General features: G+C 31.9%; 5 protein-coding genes. All 5 read left to right on the plus strand.

Annotation, left to right across the window (positions count from 1 at the left end; translation table 11 throughout):
- The first annotated feature begins 119 nt into the window (after window positions 1-119).
- Complete coding sequence (locus H8K90_RS12760) at window positions 120-5,009, plus strand: T9SS type B sorting domain-containing protein (RefSeq protein ID WP_186846373.1); 4,890 nt, start codon at window positions 120-122, stop codon at window positions 5,007-5,009.
- Between the two features lie 101 nt (window positions 5,010-5,110).
- Window positions 5,111-9,940: a T9SS type B sorting domain-containing protein gene (locus tag H8K90_RS12765; protein ID WP_186846374.1), complete on the plus strand. Its 4,830-nt coding sequence runs from the start codon at window positions 5,111-5,113 to the stop codon at window positions 9,938-9,940.
- 84 nt (window positions 9,941-10,024) lie between these two features.
- Window positions 10,025-12,373, plus strand: coding sequence for a T9SS type B sorting domain-containing protein (locus tag H8K90_RS12770; RefSeq protein WP_186846375.1), 2,349 nt, complete (start codon window positions 10,025-10,027; stop codon window positions 12,371-12,373).
- 125 nt (window positions 12,374-12,498) lie between these two features.
- Window positions 12,499-15,456 carry a response regulator gene (locus H8K90_RS12775; protein ID WP_186846376.1) on the plus strand — a complete coding sequence of 986 codons (2,958 nt, stop codon included), beginning with the start codon at window positions 12,499-12,501 and terminating at the stop codon, window positions 15,454-15,456.
- Between the two features lie 49 nt (window positions 15,457-15,505).
- A complete protein-coding gene (locus tag H8K90_RS12780; RefSeq protein WP_186846377.1) occupies window positions 15,506-18,367 on the plus strand; it encodes a response regulator in 2,862 nt (953 codons plus the stop codon).
- The last annotated feature ends 338 nt before the right edge of the window (window positions 18,368-18,705 follow it).

Below are 18,705 nucleotides of genomic sequence, written 5' to 3' on the forward strand. Positions count from 1 at the left end.
TTCAACTTTTAAATTGTACAATTAACAATCTTTTCGATTTGATTTAGATGCTTTTTCTTACTTTTATAAAAAAAGCAAACCCTAGTATTCTTTAACTAAGGTGATTTTATAAAAGTCTGATGAAAAAGAAAAATATTTATTTATTTCTCTTCTTTTGTGCATATATGTGTTTTACATATGCACAACAAATTAGTACAGACAATTCTCAACAGCCTAACCAACTAATTCAAAATTTAGTGGGTGATAACTGTGCCTCAGCTTCTAATATTACATCCTCTATTAATGGGTCTGTAAATAATATTATGAGTTATGGGTCTTTTGATAAAGGTGCATCAAACTTCCCACTTGATAGTGGTATTGTGTTATCTACTGGTAATGTAACTTCAGTTGGAAATGATGTTATAAGCGAAAATTTAAGTGACGGTGAAATTGATTGGGGCACTGATCCAGATGTAGAAAACATTTTAGGAATTAGCCAAACATTAAATGCAACTTCAATAGAATTCGATTTTGTATCTGCCAATAATTTTGTTGCGTTTAAATATTTATTTGCTTCCGATGAATACCAACAAGAATACCCTTGTACATTCCAAGATGTATTTGCTATTTTAATTAAAAGAGCTGGCACAGCAGATCCGTATGTTAATATTGCTTTGGTACCAGACACTAATTCTTATGTTACTACAAACACCATACATCCAGATATCAGTGGTTTTTGTGAAGCTGAAAATGAAGATTATTTTCAAGGTTATAATTCTGGCAATACTAACTTTAATGGAAGTACTGTTGTACTAAATGCAACTAGTGAGATTATTCCGAATGTAACTTATCATATTAAATTTGTTATAGCTGATCATATTGATGAACGTTTTGATTCTGCAGTTTTTATTGAAGCTGAAGGTTTTGGTAGTTCTATAGACTTAGGTCCAGACCGAAGTATTTGCGGTAATGACTTAACGCTAGATGCAAATATTAATAATGCAACAGCTACATACACTTGGTTTTTAGATGGCAATGAAATTACAGGAGAAACTAACACTACTTTAGAGGTTAATCAATCTGGTACTTATAATGTTGAAGTTACCATACCAACAACTAGTGGTAATTGTACATTAACCGATACTATAGAAATAGAAATTATTCCGTTTCAACAAGCGGAACCTATTGAAGATATTTTAATCTGTGATGAAGCTCCTGGTGATGGTCTATATGATTTTAATTTTCCCTTATTAAAAGATGACGAAATTTTTGATGTTTTACCCTCTACTAATTATACCATTAGTTATCATTTAAGTGAAGATGACGCTCAGAACAATAACAATTCTATAAATGGTTTATATCAAAATACAGAAGAAACTGAAACTATTTATGTTCGTATTGAAAGTTTAAGTGGTGATTGTTTGCAAATTGGAAGCTTCAATATAATTGTAAATATATCTCCAAATACATTTGATGTTGGCTTACTAGATATGTGTGATGGACTTCTCTATGATGGTGTCCCTATCAACGAACTTAGTCATTATAGTTTTAACATTGCAAATTATGAGTTTAATAGAGAAACTCAATTTTATTTAACAGAAGAAGATGCTATTAATAATGAAAATGAAATAACATTAGCTACTCAAATAATTGGAGAGCCACCATTTATTTACGCTAAAGTAACCGATATTTTAAATGGATGTTCATCCATTATTCCAGTAGGTTTTAATTATCAAAACAGTATTGATTTATCTGTTTATGATTTTGTATTATCAGATTGTTTAGATCCTCAGTATTACGAAAACACTAACACATCTCCTTATTATTCAGATTATAATAATTTAGGAGTTACACATAATTTAGATGTTATTATTGATGAAATATCTGAAGATTATCCAAATGCATCAGTTTTATTTTTTGGATCCTATGAAAGTGCTGTAGCTGATCAATTTCCATTCTTTTTTGAAGAATTTCCTAGAATGGTTACTTTTACTCAACCAGTAACTACCATTTATATAAAAGTTAGAGGAGAGGGAATTCCATGTCCATCTATAACATCTGTAGAAGTACACAAAAATGTATTATTCAATATACTAGGCCCTGAAAAGGATGTTTATAGATGTGATGATTCATCTAATGATGGTATTGTTGATTTTGATTTAATTGACATCGAAGAAGAAATTACAGAAGGCTACAGTGATATAAATGTAACTTTCTACGCAACTGAAGAAGATAGAGATAATGAAGTTAATCCACTAGATGAAAATGTGCCTTTTTCTGCAACTCATGGGCAAAGCATCTATATCGCATCTGCTTTCGAGGATTGCACACACCGTTCTAAAGTTATGCTAAATATTCATCCAGCAATAAATGTTACACCGAGAACAATTGAATATTGTGGTAATCTAAATCCTAATACCAATAGCACTACTATAGCATTATCTCCGCTAACAGATGATGTACTAGAAGGTCTTAATATTAATGGATCTGTAGAATTCTATATTAGTCAAGAAGATGCAGAAAACCAAGAAAATGTCCTTACAGGAACTTACGATATAACAGGTGATCAAGAAATATTTTTTGTTAGAGTTAAAAACTTTTTTACCGGGTGTTTCGATATTTCAACACTTCAAGTCAATATTACAAATACTATTCAAGCTAGTAATCCTGACCCAATTATTGTTTGTGATGATGATCAAGATGGTATTTCTATAGTAAATCTAGAAAGTGTAATTCCAGATCTTTCAAATGGTTCTGATGATTTAAGTTTTACCTTTTTTGAAAATTATCAAGATGCCTTAAATAATAACTCACCAATAGTTAATCCAAGTAGTTATGAAACAACTACCAAAACCATATACATCAGAGGCGAAATAACTAATTTAGAATGTTTTACAGTTTTTACATTTGATGTTCTTATATACAACAATCCTTATTTAAATACGATTTCAGATTTTATTAATTGCGAAATTGATATTAATAATCCTTCTGGTTTTATTTTAGCAAATAAAGATACTGAAGTAATTAATGGACAATCAGGTATGCAAGTTTTCTATTTTGAAAATGAAACTGATGCCATTAATAAACATAACGCGATTGATAAAGATTTAGCCTATATCACCTCATCTAATCCTCAAACTATCTATGTAAGATTAGAGAATGAAGCTGAAAATAGTTGTTTTGCAGTAGCTCCAATGCAATTAGAGATTAAGCAAGCTCCAATCTATGTTGAGCCAACAGATGTTTTTGAATGTGATGTAAATAGTACCGGACTTGTATCTACAGATTTAAATGAAAAAGTTAATGAAATTACAAATGGTGCTACTCAAGACTTAAATGTTTCATTTCATTTAACATCCTTAAATGCAGATAATGGCGCAAATGAAATACCTTTAAACTTTACAACAACAGCTAATCCTCAATTAGTATTTGCTCGTGTAGAGAATGTAAATTCTGGCTGTTTTGAAGTATCGCAATTTTATATTAATAGCTTATCACTACCAGAAGTAAACCATAACCAATCCTTTGAAGCATGTGCAGATAACTATGATACTAGTATAGAATGGGATTTAACACTTAAGGAAATTGAAATTTTAGATGGCAGACAATACAACATTGATTTTACATACTATAGATCTGAAACTGATTTAGAGAACAATAATAATCCTATTTTAAATCCAGAATCGTATACAAACACCTCAAATCCTGAAACAGTTTATGTAAAAATAAGAAATGCTTCTACAGAATGCTATAATGTTGTGGCTTTAGATCTTATCATTAATATGCCACCAGAAATCAACGATTTTGAAACATTTAATATTTGTGAAAATGAGAATAATCTTGTCGATTTAACTGAAATTAACGAAGCACTTTTAGATAATACTTATAATATACTTGTTAGCTACCATACAAGCGAAGGAGATGCTGTGGCTAGTACAAATGCGCTTAACACAAATTACAATTACACCAACACCAATGAATCGCTTTTTGCAAGAGTAGAATATAGCACTACTAATTGTTACGCCGTTTACCCATTTCAATTGGTTGTTGAGCCACTTCCTATTGCCAATCAACCAAATGATTTAGTAGCTTGCGATGATAATACGGATGGTGCTTTTCTGTTTGATTTAACATCTCAGAACACAGCCATTTTAGACGGACAAAATCCTAATGACATTTCAGTAAGCTATTATAATTCTCAAAACAATGCTACTGAAAATTTATCACCTCTAAATACCGATTATTTAGCTTATAATAATGAAATCATTTTTGTAAGAGTTGAAAATAATACAACTAGTTGTTTTGACACAACTCAATTTTCTATTATAGTAAACCCATTACCTATCAACGCTATTGAAGACCAAGTGATTTGTTTAAATAATTTGCCATTGGTTGTTTCAGCCGAAACAGGCAACTCTACAGACTCTTATTTATGGTCAACAGGTGTAGCTTCATCTGAAATTGAAATCTATGATACTGGTTCATATTCTGTTACCATTACTAACGCATTTGGTTGCGAATATACTAGTACGTTTAATGTTACCGAATCGGAGTCTGCTGTTATTGACGTTGTGGAAACTATTGATTTTTCTGATCCAAATAATATTACTGTAACTGTTAATGGCATTGGTAATTATCTCTATCAGCTTAATAATTTGCCGGTACAAACATCTAATGTGTTTGTAAATGTACCTCTTGGTTACAATACAATTAAGGTGATAGACCAAAATGGTTGTGCACAAATTACTCGAGAGGTGATGGTCATTGATGCTCCAAAACATATGACACCTAATAGCGATGGTGATTTTGATACTTGGCATATCGTTGGTGTAGAAACACTACCTGGTACCATTATACATATCTTTGATCGTAAAGGAAAACTATTAAAAGAGCTTGGATCTAATACATCTGGTTGGGATGGAACTTACAATGGTAATAAAATGCCAACTGGTGATTATTGGTATTTAGCCACGGTAACTCAAAACGGAAAAACGTTTCAGGTTAAAGGGCATTTTGCCTTGAGACGTTAAAAATTATAAATATTTACACCTCACAAAGTACTATATGGCATAATTTTAGTGCGATAATAGTATATTTATACAAAAAAATTGCCGGGCTATATTGACTATCTATGAAAAGGAAAAGTTCATATACGTTACTATTATTTTTCATGCATTTGTGCTTTACTTATGCACAACAGATAGTTACGGATAGCTCTTTACAACCTCAAGAACTTATTGACAACCTAACCAATGGTAGTTGTGCCGCAGCTACAAATGCTACTTCTTTAATTAATGGAAGCGTAAATAACATTCCTAGCTATGGCTTTTTTGAAAGAGGAACATCAGATTTTCCATTAGAAAATGGCATTATCTTATCTACAGGTAATGTAAACTCTGCTGGCAATACATTACTTCCGCAAAGTCTGAGTGATGGAAATTTAGAATGGGAAACCGATTCAGATATTCTATCTGTTTTAAATATAGATCAAACGCTAAATGCTACGTCTTTAGAATTCGATTTTACATCTATCAACAACAGTTTAAGTTTTAAATATGTATTTGCTTCAGACGAATACCAACAACAATATCCATGTAATTTTCAAGATGTATTTGCTATTTTAATAAAGGAAGCTGGTACTTCAGACCCTTATATAAACATAGCATTATTGCCAGATAATGTTACTACAATTAACACAAGCAGTATACATCCCGAAATAGCAAATGGATGTACGGCCGAAAATGAAAGTGCTTTTCAAGGTTACAATATTAATACTACAAATTTCGATGGTCAAACCATAGTTTTAAATGCCACCACAAATATTACACCTGGTATTATCTATCATATAAAATTTGTCATTGCAGATCATATCGATCAACGTTTTGATTCTGCAGTATTTATAGAAGCAGAAGGTTTTGGTTCATCTGTAGATTTGGGTCCAGACCAAACTGCATGTGGTTCACCAGTAGTTTTAGATGGTAATGTAAACAATAACCAAGCTACCTACAAATGGCTTAAAGACGGTATTGAAATTTCCGGTGAAAGTAACTCCACATTATCTGTTATTGAATATGGTGAATATGAAGTTGAAGTAACAATTCCTCTACCAAACGGTTCTTGTACTATGACCGATTCGGTTCTTATAGATACAGCCCTTTTTCTACAGGCAGAACCTATTTCTGATATTATTGTATGTGATGAAGCACCTTATGATGGTGTTGCCATTTTCGATTTATCACTAAAAGATAGTGAGATTATGCAAAGTTTGCCTTCATCTAATTATATAATTAGTTATCATTTATCTCAAGATGATGCACTTAATAATTTGAATGCCATTTCAGGTAATTATGAAAACACAGGACTAACAGAGACAATTTATGTTAGAATAGAAAGCTTAGATGGTGATTGTTTACAACTTGGCAACTTCAATGTAGAAGTTGGTATAGAGCCGAATTACAATACTATTCCTCCAATAATTATCTGTTCAGATTTTGTGATTAATGGAGTTGGTTACGCTGAATTATCTTATTACGCTTTTGAAATTGCAAATTATGAATTTAATAGAACAGTAACTTTTCATGTTTCTACCGAAGATGCTCATATTGGTGAAAATCCAATCACTTATGCCACTGATGTCCCTTTTGGATCTAATTTTACTTATGTTAGAGTTTTTAATGACTTTACAGGTTGTTATGCTATATTTCCTATTCAAATAGTTATTCAAGATGGTATAAATTATGACCAAGAATTATATATTGATTTATGCTTACCTCCCGATCAAAGTACAGCTGTTTTTGATTTAGGCATTATTCGAGATAATGTTTTAGCCCAATATCCTGGTGCGAGCGTATTTTTTTATAGAAATTACGACAATGCGGCAGAAGGTGCTCTTGCTATATTCCCTGGATTTCTTTATGAAAATGAAGTCCCCTATCATCAAACTATATACATGGGTGTAAGATTATTAGACTCCCCTTGCTCAACAATTCTTGAAGTAGATTTATATACCAATTTGGCTAATAATGTAGTCAACGAAAATTCTACCATAGAAAGATGTGATGATAGCTCTAATGATAATATTTTAGATTTTGATTTAATCGATGTTTCTAATGAGCTTATGGGAGATTATGAAATTGATATTACATATTACAATTCTGTTGAAGATCGTGCAAATGAAGTCAATCCTATAAACCAAAACATACCTTTTACTGTTAATGGACCGACACAAACATTATTCACTGTTGCATCAGCAAATGGCTGTGCTAATAATGTTGATGTTACTTTAAAAATAAACCCAATACCAGAGTTAGTACCTCAAACCATAGAATATTGCGGTAATCCTAATACTGAAGAAGGTTATACAACTATTCACCTTAATTTACTCATTAATACTATTTCACAAAATTTCGAAAATTTAGTTACCACATTACACGCTACTGAAGAAGATGCAATATCTGGTGTTAATAGCTTAAGCGATAGTTATAATTTAGATGATGACAACCCTATTTTATATATTAGAGTTACAAATGAAGCAACTCAATGTTTTAACACAACCACACTAGAGGTAACTATAACAGACAGTGTTGCAATTGGTACTCCCGAACCAATAATAGTTTGTGATGATGACCTAGATGGTATAGCAACTGTAAACCTAGAAAGTGTAATTCCTCAATTATCTACAGATTTATCTAGTCTTAATATCGCTTTTTATGATAGCTACATTAATGCTATATCCAATAGATTTCCTATTACTAATACAGCAAATTATACCACGGAAAATACTGAAATTTATATTAAAGTATATATCGATGGCATAGACTGTTTTGTGCTCATTAGCTTCGACGTACTTATTTATAATACACCAGAATTAAATACAATTACAGATTACATCAATTGTGAATTAGATCCAAATCTGGCATCAAACTTCTATTTTAATTCTAAAGATAATGAGATTATAAACAGCCAAATTGGTATGCAAGTTTTATATTTTGAAAATGAAACTGATGCTATTAATAGAGTAAATCCTATAGATAAAACGCAGGCTTACACAAATACTTCGAGTCCACAAACAATCTATGTTCGGTTAGAAAACGAACAAGAAAGTAGTTGTTTTACAACAGGTTTTTTTCAAATTGAAACTCGACAAACGTCTATTTATAGTGAGCCAACAGATATATTTACCTGTGATTATAATGGTACTGGACTCAATACTGTAGATTTTACAGAAAAAATCAATGAAATTACAAATGGTGCTAGCCAAAATTTAAGTGTTTCTTTTCATCTATCACCACTAAATGCGGATTTAGGCACAAATGCATTACCGTTAAGTTACACTTCAACGGTCAATCCTCAACTTATTTATGCTCGCGTTGAAAATACAGCTACTTCATGTTTTAATATTTCAACTTTTAAAATTAATACACTTGCTTTACCTGAAGTAAATTACAACCAATCCTTAATAAGCTGTGGCAATAATTATGCATTTGAGCAACAATGGGATTTAACAGACATAGAACCTCTTATTTTAGAAGGAAGACAATATGGTATAGAGTTTATTTACTTCGAATCTGAATCTGATTTAGTAAATAACAGTAACAGAATTCTCAATCCAGAGAATTACACCAATACAAGTTTTCCACAAACACTTTTTGTAAAAGTTAGAAATGTTAGTACAGGTTGTTATTCAACCGTACCTTTTTCTTTAATAATTAATACTCCACCCATAATTAATGATTTCTCAACGTATAATATTTGTGAAAATGAGAATAATCTTGTCGATTTAACTGAAATTAACGAAGCACTTTTAGATAACACTTATAATATACTTGTTAGCTACCATACAAGCGAAGGAGATGCTGAGGCTAATACAAATGCGCTTAACACAAATTACAATTACACCAACACCAATGAATCGCTTTTTGCAAGAGTAGAATATAGCACTACTAATTGTTATGCGGTTTACCCATTTCAATTGGTTGTTGAGCCACTTCCTATTGCCAATCTACCGAGTGATTTAGTAGCTTGCGATGATGATACTGATGGTGCTTTTCTGTTTGATTTAACATCTCAGAACACAGCCATTTTAAACGGACAAAATCCTAATGACATTTCAGTAAGCTATTATAATTCTCAAAACAATGCTACTGAAAATTTATCACCTCTAAATACCGATTACTTAGCTTATAATAATGAAATCATTTTTGTAAGAGTAGAAAATAATACAACTGGTTGTTTCGACACAACTCAATTTTCTATTATAGTAAACCCATTACCTATCAACGCTATTGAAGACCAAGTGATTTGTTTAAATAATTTACCATTGGTTGTTTCAGCCGAAACAGGCAATTCTACAGATTCTTATTTATGGTCAACAGGTGTAGCTTCATCTGAAATTGAAATCTATGATACTGGTTCATATTCTGTAACCATTACTAACGCATTTGGTTGCGAATATACTAGTACGTTTAATGTTACCGAATCGGAGTCTGCAGTAATTGACGTTGTGGAAACTATTGATTTTTCTGATCCAAATAATATTACTGTAACTGTTAATGGTATTGGTAATTACCTCTATCAGCTTAATAATTTGCCAGTACAATCATCTAATGTGTTTGTAAATGTACCTCTTGGATACAATACAATTAAGGTGATAGACCAAAATGGTTGTGCACAAATTACTCGAGAGGTGATGGTCATTGATGCTCCAAAACATATGACACCTAATAGCGATGGTGATTTTGATACTTGGCATATCGTTGGTGTAGAAACACTACCTGGTACCATTATACATATCTTTGATCGTAAAGGAAAACTATTAAAAGAGCTTGGATCTAATACATCTGGTTGGGACGGTACCTACAATGGTAATAAAATGCCAACTGGTGATTATTGGTATTTAGCCACGGTAAATCAAAACGGAAAAACATTTCAAGTTAAAGGGCATTTTGCGCTTCGTCGTTAATACAAACGGATTATCCTTTTTAACATCATATTCCAATTTAAATATTGCTTAGATGCTTATCTTTGCATTCCCTTAAAAACGAAAATGAAAAGAACATTTTTAATTGTTACCCTTTTATTTTCCCTATTGAATTATGCCCAAAACATTTCAGTAGATAGCCAAACTTATACACCACAACAACTTATAGAAGATATCTTAATTGACAGCGATTGTATTGAAAATGTAGTTGTAACAAATGTTTCTGGTGGCGATTTTAATGGTACTGATTTTAGTTATGGTTTTTTTGATGCCGCTGGAACCTCTTTTCCTTTTCAAAGTGGATTAGTTTTAAGTACAGGAAGACTTCAAAATGTGCCAGGACCAAATAACACTTTGAGTGATGATAATGCACCAAATTGGGAAGGTGATGCAGATTTAGAATTCGCATTAAATGAATCTAACACTATTAATGCTACAATCTTAGAATTCGATTTTACATCTGTAGCTTCTCAAATAAGTTTTCGTTATTTATTTGCATCAGAAGAATACCAAGAAAACAATCCTAACAGTTGTAATTTTTCAGATTTATTTGGGTTTTTAATTCGTCCAGCATCTAGTCAAGATCCTTATGAAAATATTGCATTAGTACCAGACACTAATACTCCTGTTAAAGCTACAACAGTAACTCCAGGTGTACAAGGCAGCTGTCCTCCACAAAACGAAGCCTACTTTGGTAATTACAATGGTACCAACGCACCAATTAATTTTAATGGTCAAACTGCCGTTTTAACAGCAACTGCAAATGTAGTTCCCAACCAAACATACCACGTAAAATTAGTTATTGCAGACGAACAAAATTTTAGATACGATTCTGCTGTATTTTTAGAAGCAGCAAGTTTTCAATTATCTACAGATTTAGGTCCAAATCGATTAATCGCAACGACAAATGCTCTTTGCGAAGGAGATACCTTAGAACTCATAGCCTACCAAGATGGACAAAACACATACGATTGGTACAGAAATGGTGTTTTAGTACAAGGTGCTCCTTTAGGTTGTGGAACTTGTGGTTCTTACACCGTTTCTGAGCCTGGCACCTATACTGTTGAAGTAGGTTTGGCTAACGGTTGTATTTCCTATGGTGAGATTGTGATTGAAACTTCTCCACCGCCTGTTGGGAATGATGCTATCTTAGTGGAATGTGATCAAAACCAAGACGGTTTAACAACATTTAACCTATTTGATGCTTCTTCTGACTTAACTAATAATGATAACTCAGCTACAGTTTCAGACTTTTTTCTTAATGAAATAGATGCCTTAGCTAACGAAAATACAATTGCCAATGCTTCAAGTTTTCAAAATGAAATTCCTTTTCAAACTGTTTTTGCCAGAATTGCAAATTCTGACAACTGTTTTGATATTGCAGAATTAGAACTACAAACGTCTAACAACACGCTAAATATTCCAAATTTAGAAGTTTGTGATGGCATTATTGTTGATGGTTTTGCCAGCTTTGATTTAAATGATATTGCAATATCAATTCAGGGTCAAATACCAACTGGTGCAACATTATCTTATTACTTATCCGAAGAAGATGCCTATAATGACATCAATACGCTGCTTAATAATTTTGAAAATACTACAGCAGATTTTCAAACTTTGTATGTTAGAGTTGAAAACAATAATCAATGTTATAGTATTTCTTCTGTAAATCTTGTGGTACTATACACTCCGGTTTTAGAAGCTGATGAAACTATATTTTATTGCACCAATACATATCCAGAAACTATAACTCTATACGGTGGAGTGCGCAACGATTTACCTAACAATTATTATTACGAGTGGTTATTTAACGGAACCTCAACAGAGGTTGACACATCTTTTAATGAAGTTAACGAAACAGGAACTTACACCGTAATTGTTACCGATCCTAATGGCTGTTCTGTAAGTAGAACTATAATTGTTAGTCCATCGAGTTCTGCGACTATTGAAACTGTTTCGGTAGAAGGTCTTTATCCTAATAACACTGTTACAATCTCTGTTTCAGGTGATGGTATTTACGAGTATGCTTTAGATGACAGTAATGGATTTTATCAAGAAAGTAATATATTCTCTGGTGTTACTGGAGGTTTTTACACAGTATTCGTTAGAGATATTAATGGCTGTTCTATTATTGAAGAAACCATTTCCGTTCTTGGTTTTCCTAAATTCTTTACGCCAAATGGTGATACCAAAAATGACGTTTGGCAAGTCGTTGGTTCTAACACTCAATTTAGTTTAATAGAAACCATTGAAATATTTAATCGTTATGGAAAATTGATTTCTACTCAAACTATATCTAATAGCGGTTGGGATGGCTCACTCAATGGAGAAGATTTACCGAGCGATGACTATTGGTTTGTTACCAAATTCTTAGATGGCAAAACTTATACAGGTCATTTTGCTTTGAGACGCTAGCACTTTATTATACTTATATTCCTCTATTGTAACGTATGTAACAGATAATGTTACAATATTCACACTCTTATTATATTGATTTTCATATAATTGCCTTTGTTTAAAATTATCCCCAACACAATTATATGAGGTATTTCAGCATACTATTTTGTTTCTTACTTAGCCATTATTCTCTCGGGCAAAATGAGGTGAATACAGATCAGTTATCAGAAAATGATTCTATTGTTTACCTTAACTTAAAACAACAATTTGCTAAATATATTAATCCTGCACCAGATAGTTCTTTAGTCTATGCTGCTAAAATCAAGGAGTTCAGTTTAGATAGAAATTATTCTATAGGCATTGTTGAAGCTCCTTATTTTAAAGCCAATTATTTCAGGAGAATGCAACAGTTAGATTCAGCCATCTTCTATTTTGACACAGCATCTAAATTGGCGAAAAAATATAATTATCAGCGAGGAATTGCACTATCTCAGAACGGACTGTGCCGTATTTATTACTTTTTAGGACAATCTGAAAATGCTATAAAAGCATGTTCCGAATGTTTAGATGTAGCTACAAAAATGAATGATTTACCCATCATTACTGATACTTATACAGCCTTTGGAAATACCTATAGCAGACAAAATAATATGAAAATGGCTATTCTTTATTATTTAAAAGCTGATTCTATTCACAGTAAAACACCACAAAGACCAGACATTATTGCGGCAACTTATCAAAGTTTAGGAACTATATATGAAGAACTTAAAGATTACGACACAGCAATTAAATACTTTAAAAAGGCAAATGATGAGTTTCAAAAGATTCCTGCCGACGTGACTTTTTATTTAAACACTACAAATTTGCATCTAGGTTCGGCCCATTATTATAAAGGAAGGTTAGAATTGGCAGATAGTTTATTGCAAAGTACCTATACCTATTTTAAAGAAATAAACGAAGAGAGTTCTGTTGCAACAATTAGTACCTATTTGGGTTTAATTCAATTAAAACAAGGTGAATTAAACAAGGCAGAGCATTTTTTAAAAGAAGGGTTCGATTTACAAAAAGATAAAAACTATAGCTACGAAACTGCTATAGCTACTCATGAACTTGGCAAACTATACATTAAAAAAGAAGAACCAAAAAAGGCCATATATTATTTCAATCAATTACTATTAAATTACAATGATGATAATAATACGTTATTGCAACAAGAAACCTCAAAAAGCCTTTCTGAAGCGTATGCTATGAATAAAGATTATGCAAAAGCTTATCAGACTTTAGTTCTTACTTACAACCTTAAAGACTCATTAAATAATATTCACAATCTCGCTTCTATTCGAGAAATTGATACCAAATATCAAACTGAAAAGAAGGAACAAGAAATTACTTTATTAAAATCTCAAAATGAAACTGTAGAACAACAAAAAAAGAATCAAAGAAATTTACTTTTAAGTGGTTTGGGTATTGTTTCTATTGCGGGATTATTCGTATATATTCTTTACAGAAATCGTAAAAAAATGAACACCAAGTTAAAGGAGATTGATGCGCTAAAAACAAACTTCTTTACAAACATTTCTCATGAGTTTCGCACACCCTTAACACTTATCTCTAGTCCTATTGACGACATGCTAGCGGACAACTCTATACCTGATGAAAAACGACAGCAATTTACAGTTGCCAAACAAAATTCTGAACGTCTGTTAGAACTCGTAAATCAATTATTGGATTTATCTAAAATAGATGAAGGGCATTTAAAATTGCATATTCAGCAAGGTAATGTACTACAATTAATTTCAGCATTAAGTGAATCTTTTGCCTATTACGCAAAGCAAAAAAATATTTCGTATAAGATCGATGTTGCAGAAAGTTTGGAAGCTGTTTGGTACGATAAAGATGCTGTAGAGAAAATTACAATTAATTTATTATCTAATGCTTTAAAATATACACCAGAAAATGGAACTATTTCCTGTAAAGCATATATAGAGAACAACAACCTATATTTAAACGTAAGGAACTCAGGAAAAGGCTTAACACCTTTCGAACTGAATAATATTTTTGAGCGCTTTTACCAAACCAATGAACAAAATAAAGGTTCGGGAATTGGTCTATCTTTAGTAAAGGAATTGGTCGTTTTACATCATGGAAAAATTGAAGTTAAAAGTAAACCAAATGAAGAAACCTCATTTCAACTTCAAATTTCTATTGACAAAAAGAGTTTTAAAAATGAAGCCATCCTCGTTAATTCAAATAATGAAATTGAAAACGAAATTTCATTATATACCAACACTTCTAATGAAGAGGATGACATTCTAAAAGACAGTGACTTACCTATAGTGCTAATTGTTGAAGATAATACTGACCTAAGACATTTACTAAAACAATTGTTTGAAACTAATTACAACGTGATTACCGCTTCAAACGGAAAAACAGGTGTAGAATTGGCATTAGAGCATGTGCCAGATCTAGTAATCTCGGACATTATGATGCCAGTAAAAGATGGTATAGCCTTGACTGAAGATTTAAAAACCGATGAGCGCACAGCACATATTCCTATTATTCTTTTAACAGCAAAGGCAGAAGTAGAAAGTCAATTTAAGGGTATAGATACAGGTGCAGATGATTATATCACCAAACCTTTTGATAAGAAATTACTAATCCTTAAAGTCGAAAAACTAATTGAATCGAGACGACAATTGCAATTGCGATACAGCCAAGAATTGGTGTTACTGCCAAAAGATATCGCATTTACCAATTTAGATGAGCAATTTCTTGAAAAAGTACAAACTACGTTAGATAAAAAATTAATAGACCCTTCATTTAATGTTAAAGAATTTTCTGAAGCTGTTGGTATGAGTCGTATGCAATTGCATAGAAAACTGAAGGCTTTAACAGGACTTTCAACATCAGAGTTCATTCGCTCTCAACGTCTCAAATTAGCAACACAATTCTTAAAGACATCTGACATCAATATGTCCGAAGTCGGCTATTCTGTCGGATTTAATGACCATAGCTATTTCGCAAAATGCTTTAAAGAGGTTTATAACTGTAGTCCGAGTGATTACGCCAATAAACATGCAAAGAATTATATAGCTCCCTAATTTATATTCACAATATTGACTTATCTTTAAATTGTCAATTGCTAATTCTATGAATTTAAAGTACTTATTAATTATTCTTCTAATGCCTCTATTTTGTCTTGGGCAGTACGAAAAGAAGAAAAATACTTTAAAAAATCAAATACAAAAATATAGAGATTTTTATAGCGAAGGGCAACTAGATAGTTGTTATCACTATGCCAAAATCAGCTACAATTTGGCCAAAGAGCTCAAGGAAGATTCTTTGCAAGTAGAAATTGTGGGAATACTTAGTTTTGTTGAACCAGATTTAGAAAAAGCACTATCGTATTTAGCAGAATCAGAGCCAATAGCAATTAAGAATAATCAATGGAAGCGATTAAAAGGTATCTATAATAGGCGAGGCGCTCTGTATTACCACAGAACTAAAGATGAAATTGCTCTAGTACATTTTTTAAAGCTAGACTCACTTCTAGAAGTTAGAAATGATGATATATTTCTTGCAGCTATGAATAAAGTGAATATCATTAATGTGTTATATGATTCTCAGACAGTTAATGATACAAGTTTTATTCCTCAAATGAGTAAGCATATCAAAGACGGTCTCCAACTGGTTAATGATGGTTTAAAGATTAGTAAAGACAGCCTTAAGTTTTATAACGCTTATTACCTCAATATACCAGCTGCGATTCTTTACGAAAAAAAGGCTTATGTGCATGTGCAGCGAAATGAGACTCAAGAGGCGATTGCTAACTATCAAAAGGCACTTTCAAACACAGACTATATAGACGCAAATTTTACAGGCAATGATCTCAGAAAGTCTTTAATATATAATGGATTAGCAAATTTGTACGATTTAGAGCTTCAACAGGATTCGGCGCTGCACTATTATAAGAAAGATTTAATTGCCATAAATAAAACCACAGATACTTTAATGCAGGGCATCTCTAATTATAGAATTGCTGAGTTTTACAATAAAATCAATAATCCAAAAACGGCATTAAGACACCTAAAAACCTCTGAAACCTTATTAGAAAGCGCCTATTTTGTAAGAGAAGAGCATAAATATAAGATTCAAGATATCTATGCTAGCGTTTATAACAACCTTGGAGACTATAAGAAAGCATTCGAATCATCAGAAAAAGCTAGAAAATATCTCAATGACATACAAACTGAGTTCAATAAAGAAAATGTATCTGAGCTCGAAACAAAATATCAAACCGAGAAAAAAGAACAAGAAATTAATTTATTGAAATCTCAAAATAAGATTGTAGAGCAACAAAAAACAAACCAAAAAAATTTACTATTAGGTGGTATTGCTTTAACTTCTATTGCTGGATTTTTTCTGTTCTTTCTATATCGTAACCGTCAAAAAACAAACAATAAATTAAAAGAATTAAATACATTAAAGTCTAACTTTTTTGCTAATATATCTCACGAGTTTCGTACACCTTTGACTTTAATATCTAGTCCTATCGATGATATTTTAGCCAAGGATTCAATATCAAATAAACAACGTCAACAATTCACCATAGCTAAGCAAAATTCCGAGCGCCTTTTAGAACTAGTCAATCAATTGTTGGACCTCTCAAAAATTGATGAAGGACATTTAAAGCTGCAGCTTCAAAAAGGTAATGTACTTCAACTTATTTCTGCTTTGAGTGAATCGTTCATCTATCACGCTCATCAAAAAAATATAGACTACACCATTGATATTTCTAACAGTAAAGATGCTGTTTGGTACGATAAAAGTGCTTTAGAGAAAATAACGGTCAATCTTCTGTCAAATGCTTTAAAATACACACCTAAACATGGTACAATATCTTGCAATGCCTATATTAAAAACAAAAGATTATTTTTAAAAGTTATAAACTCAGGTAAAGGGCTAACTCCATACGAATTAAATAACATCTTCGAGCGATTCTACCAGACCAATGAGCAAAATCAAGGGTCGGGAATTGGTTTGTCTTTAGTTAAGGAACTAGTTGAATTACATCAAGGTAAAATAGAAGTACAAAGTATTCCGAATGAAGAGACAATATTTCAAATAAATATCCCAATTGATAAAAACAGTTTTAAAAAAGATTCGATCATAACTTTATCCAATAATAAAGTTGAAATGGAAGTACCGTTGTATGCTAACATTACTTCTGAAGAAGACGAGACCTTTACAGATAGTGATTTACCAATTTTGTTAATTGTTGAAGATAATATTGACTTACGAAATTTACTAAAACAATCATTTGAAGACAGATATAATGTTATCACTGCATCTAATGGAATAATTGGTGTAGAATTGGCGTTAGAGCACATTCCAGATTTAATTATTTCAGATATAATGATGCCAGAAAAAGATGGCATTGAATTGACTGAAAACCTAAAAACGGACGAACGTACAGCGCATATTCCCATTGTATTACTTACTGCAAAAGCAGACGTAGAAAGCAAGTTTAAAGGCATTGATATAGGCGCAGATGATTATATCACTAAACCTTTCAATAAAAAGTTATTAATCCTAAAAGTTGAAAAGCTCATTGAGACTAGAAGGCAACTACAATTGCGCTATAGTCAAGAATTGGTATTAATACCTAGCGATATTGCTATTACCAATCTAGACGAAACATTTCTCAAAAAAGTAGAAACTATTTTAGAGAAAAACCTAATAGATTCGTCTTTTAACGTCTCAGAATTTTCAGAAGCTGTTGGCATGAGTCGTATGCAATTGCACAGAAAACTAAAAGCTTTGACCGGACTTACAGCATCTGAGTTTATACGCTCCCAACGCCTTAAATTGGCAGCGCAACTATTAAAATCCTCTGACATTAATATTTCAGGAGTTGGTTATTCAGTAGGTTTTAATGACCATTCGTATTTTGCTAAATGTTTTAAAAAAGCATATAACTGTACTCCAACTGAGTTTGCAAACCGCAGTTAATCTTTAAAATTTTCTGTCAGTTTCTATCTATTTCTTATCATTTTTTAGACGGTCAAAATTGTTTTTTTACAATTCTAAATTTAGAATTCACCGCTCTTACCTCCCATAAATACAGGCATGTTACAATAGTCATAACTTCTGTTACATGCTTCACAGCGTTATGACAGTCTTCCATATAGATTTGTACTGTATGAAAAAAAAACGTACAACCTATCATGCTGAGATAGACTATGTTCCCACCAAAGAAATCCATCTCAATGTTAACTATTTACAGCCTGGTAAATACGTTCTAAAAATTATGTACAAGAATAAGGTCATAAAGAAAACCAATTTTAAAA

Origin of the sequence: Winogradskyella echinorum, assembly GCF_014297365.1 — a bacterium.
Classification (GTDB): domain Bacteria; phylum Bacteroidota; class Bacteroidia; order Flavobacteriales; family Flavobacteriaceae; genus Winogradskyella; species Winogradskyella echinorum.

Excerpts from the sequence above, each read along its gene's own strand:
- H8K90_RS12760 (WP_186846373.1), top strand. The coding sequence starts at position 120 with ATGAAAAAGAAAAATATTTATTTATTTCTCTTCTTTTGTGCATATATG.
- H8K90_RS12765 (WP_186846374.1), top strand. The coding sequence starts at position 5,111 with ATGAAAAGGAAAAGTTCATATACGTTACTATTATTTTTCATGCATTTG.
- H8K90_RS12770 (WP_186846375.1), top strand. The coding sequence starts at position 10,025 with ATGAAAAGAACATTTTTAATTGTTACCCTTTTATTTTCCCTATTGAAT.
- H8K90_RS12775 (WP_186846376.1), top strand. The coding sequence starts at position 12,499 with ATGAGGTATTTCAGCATACTATTTTGTTTCTTACTTAGCCATTATTCT.
- H8K90_RS12780 (WP_186846377.1), top strand. The coding sequence starts at position 15,506 with ATGAATTTAAAGTACTTATTAATTATTCTTCTAATGCCTCTATTTTGT.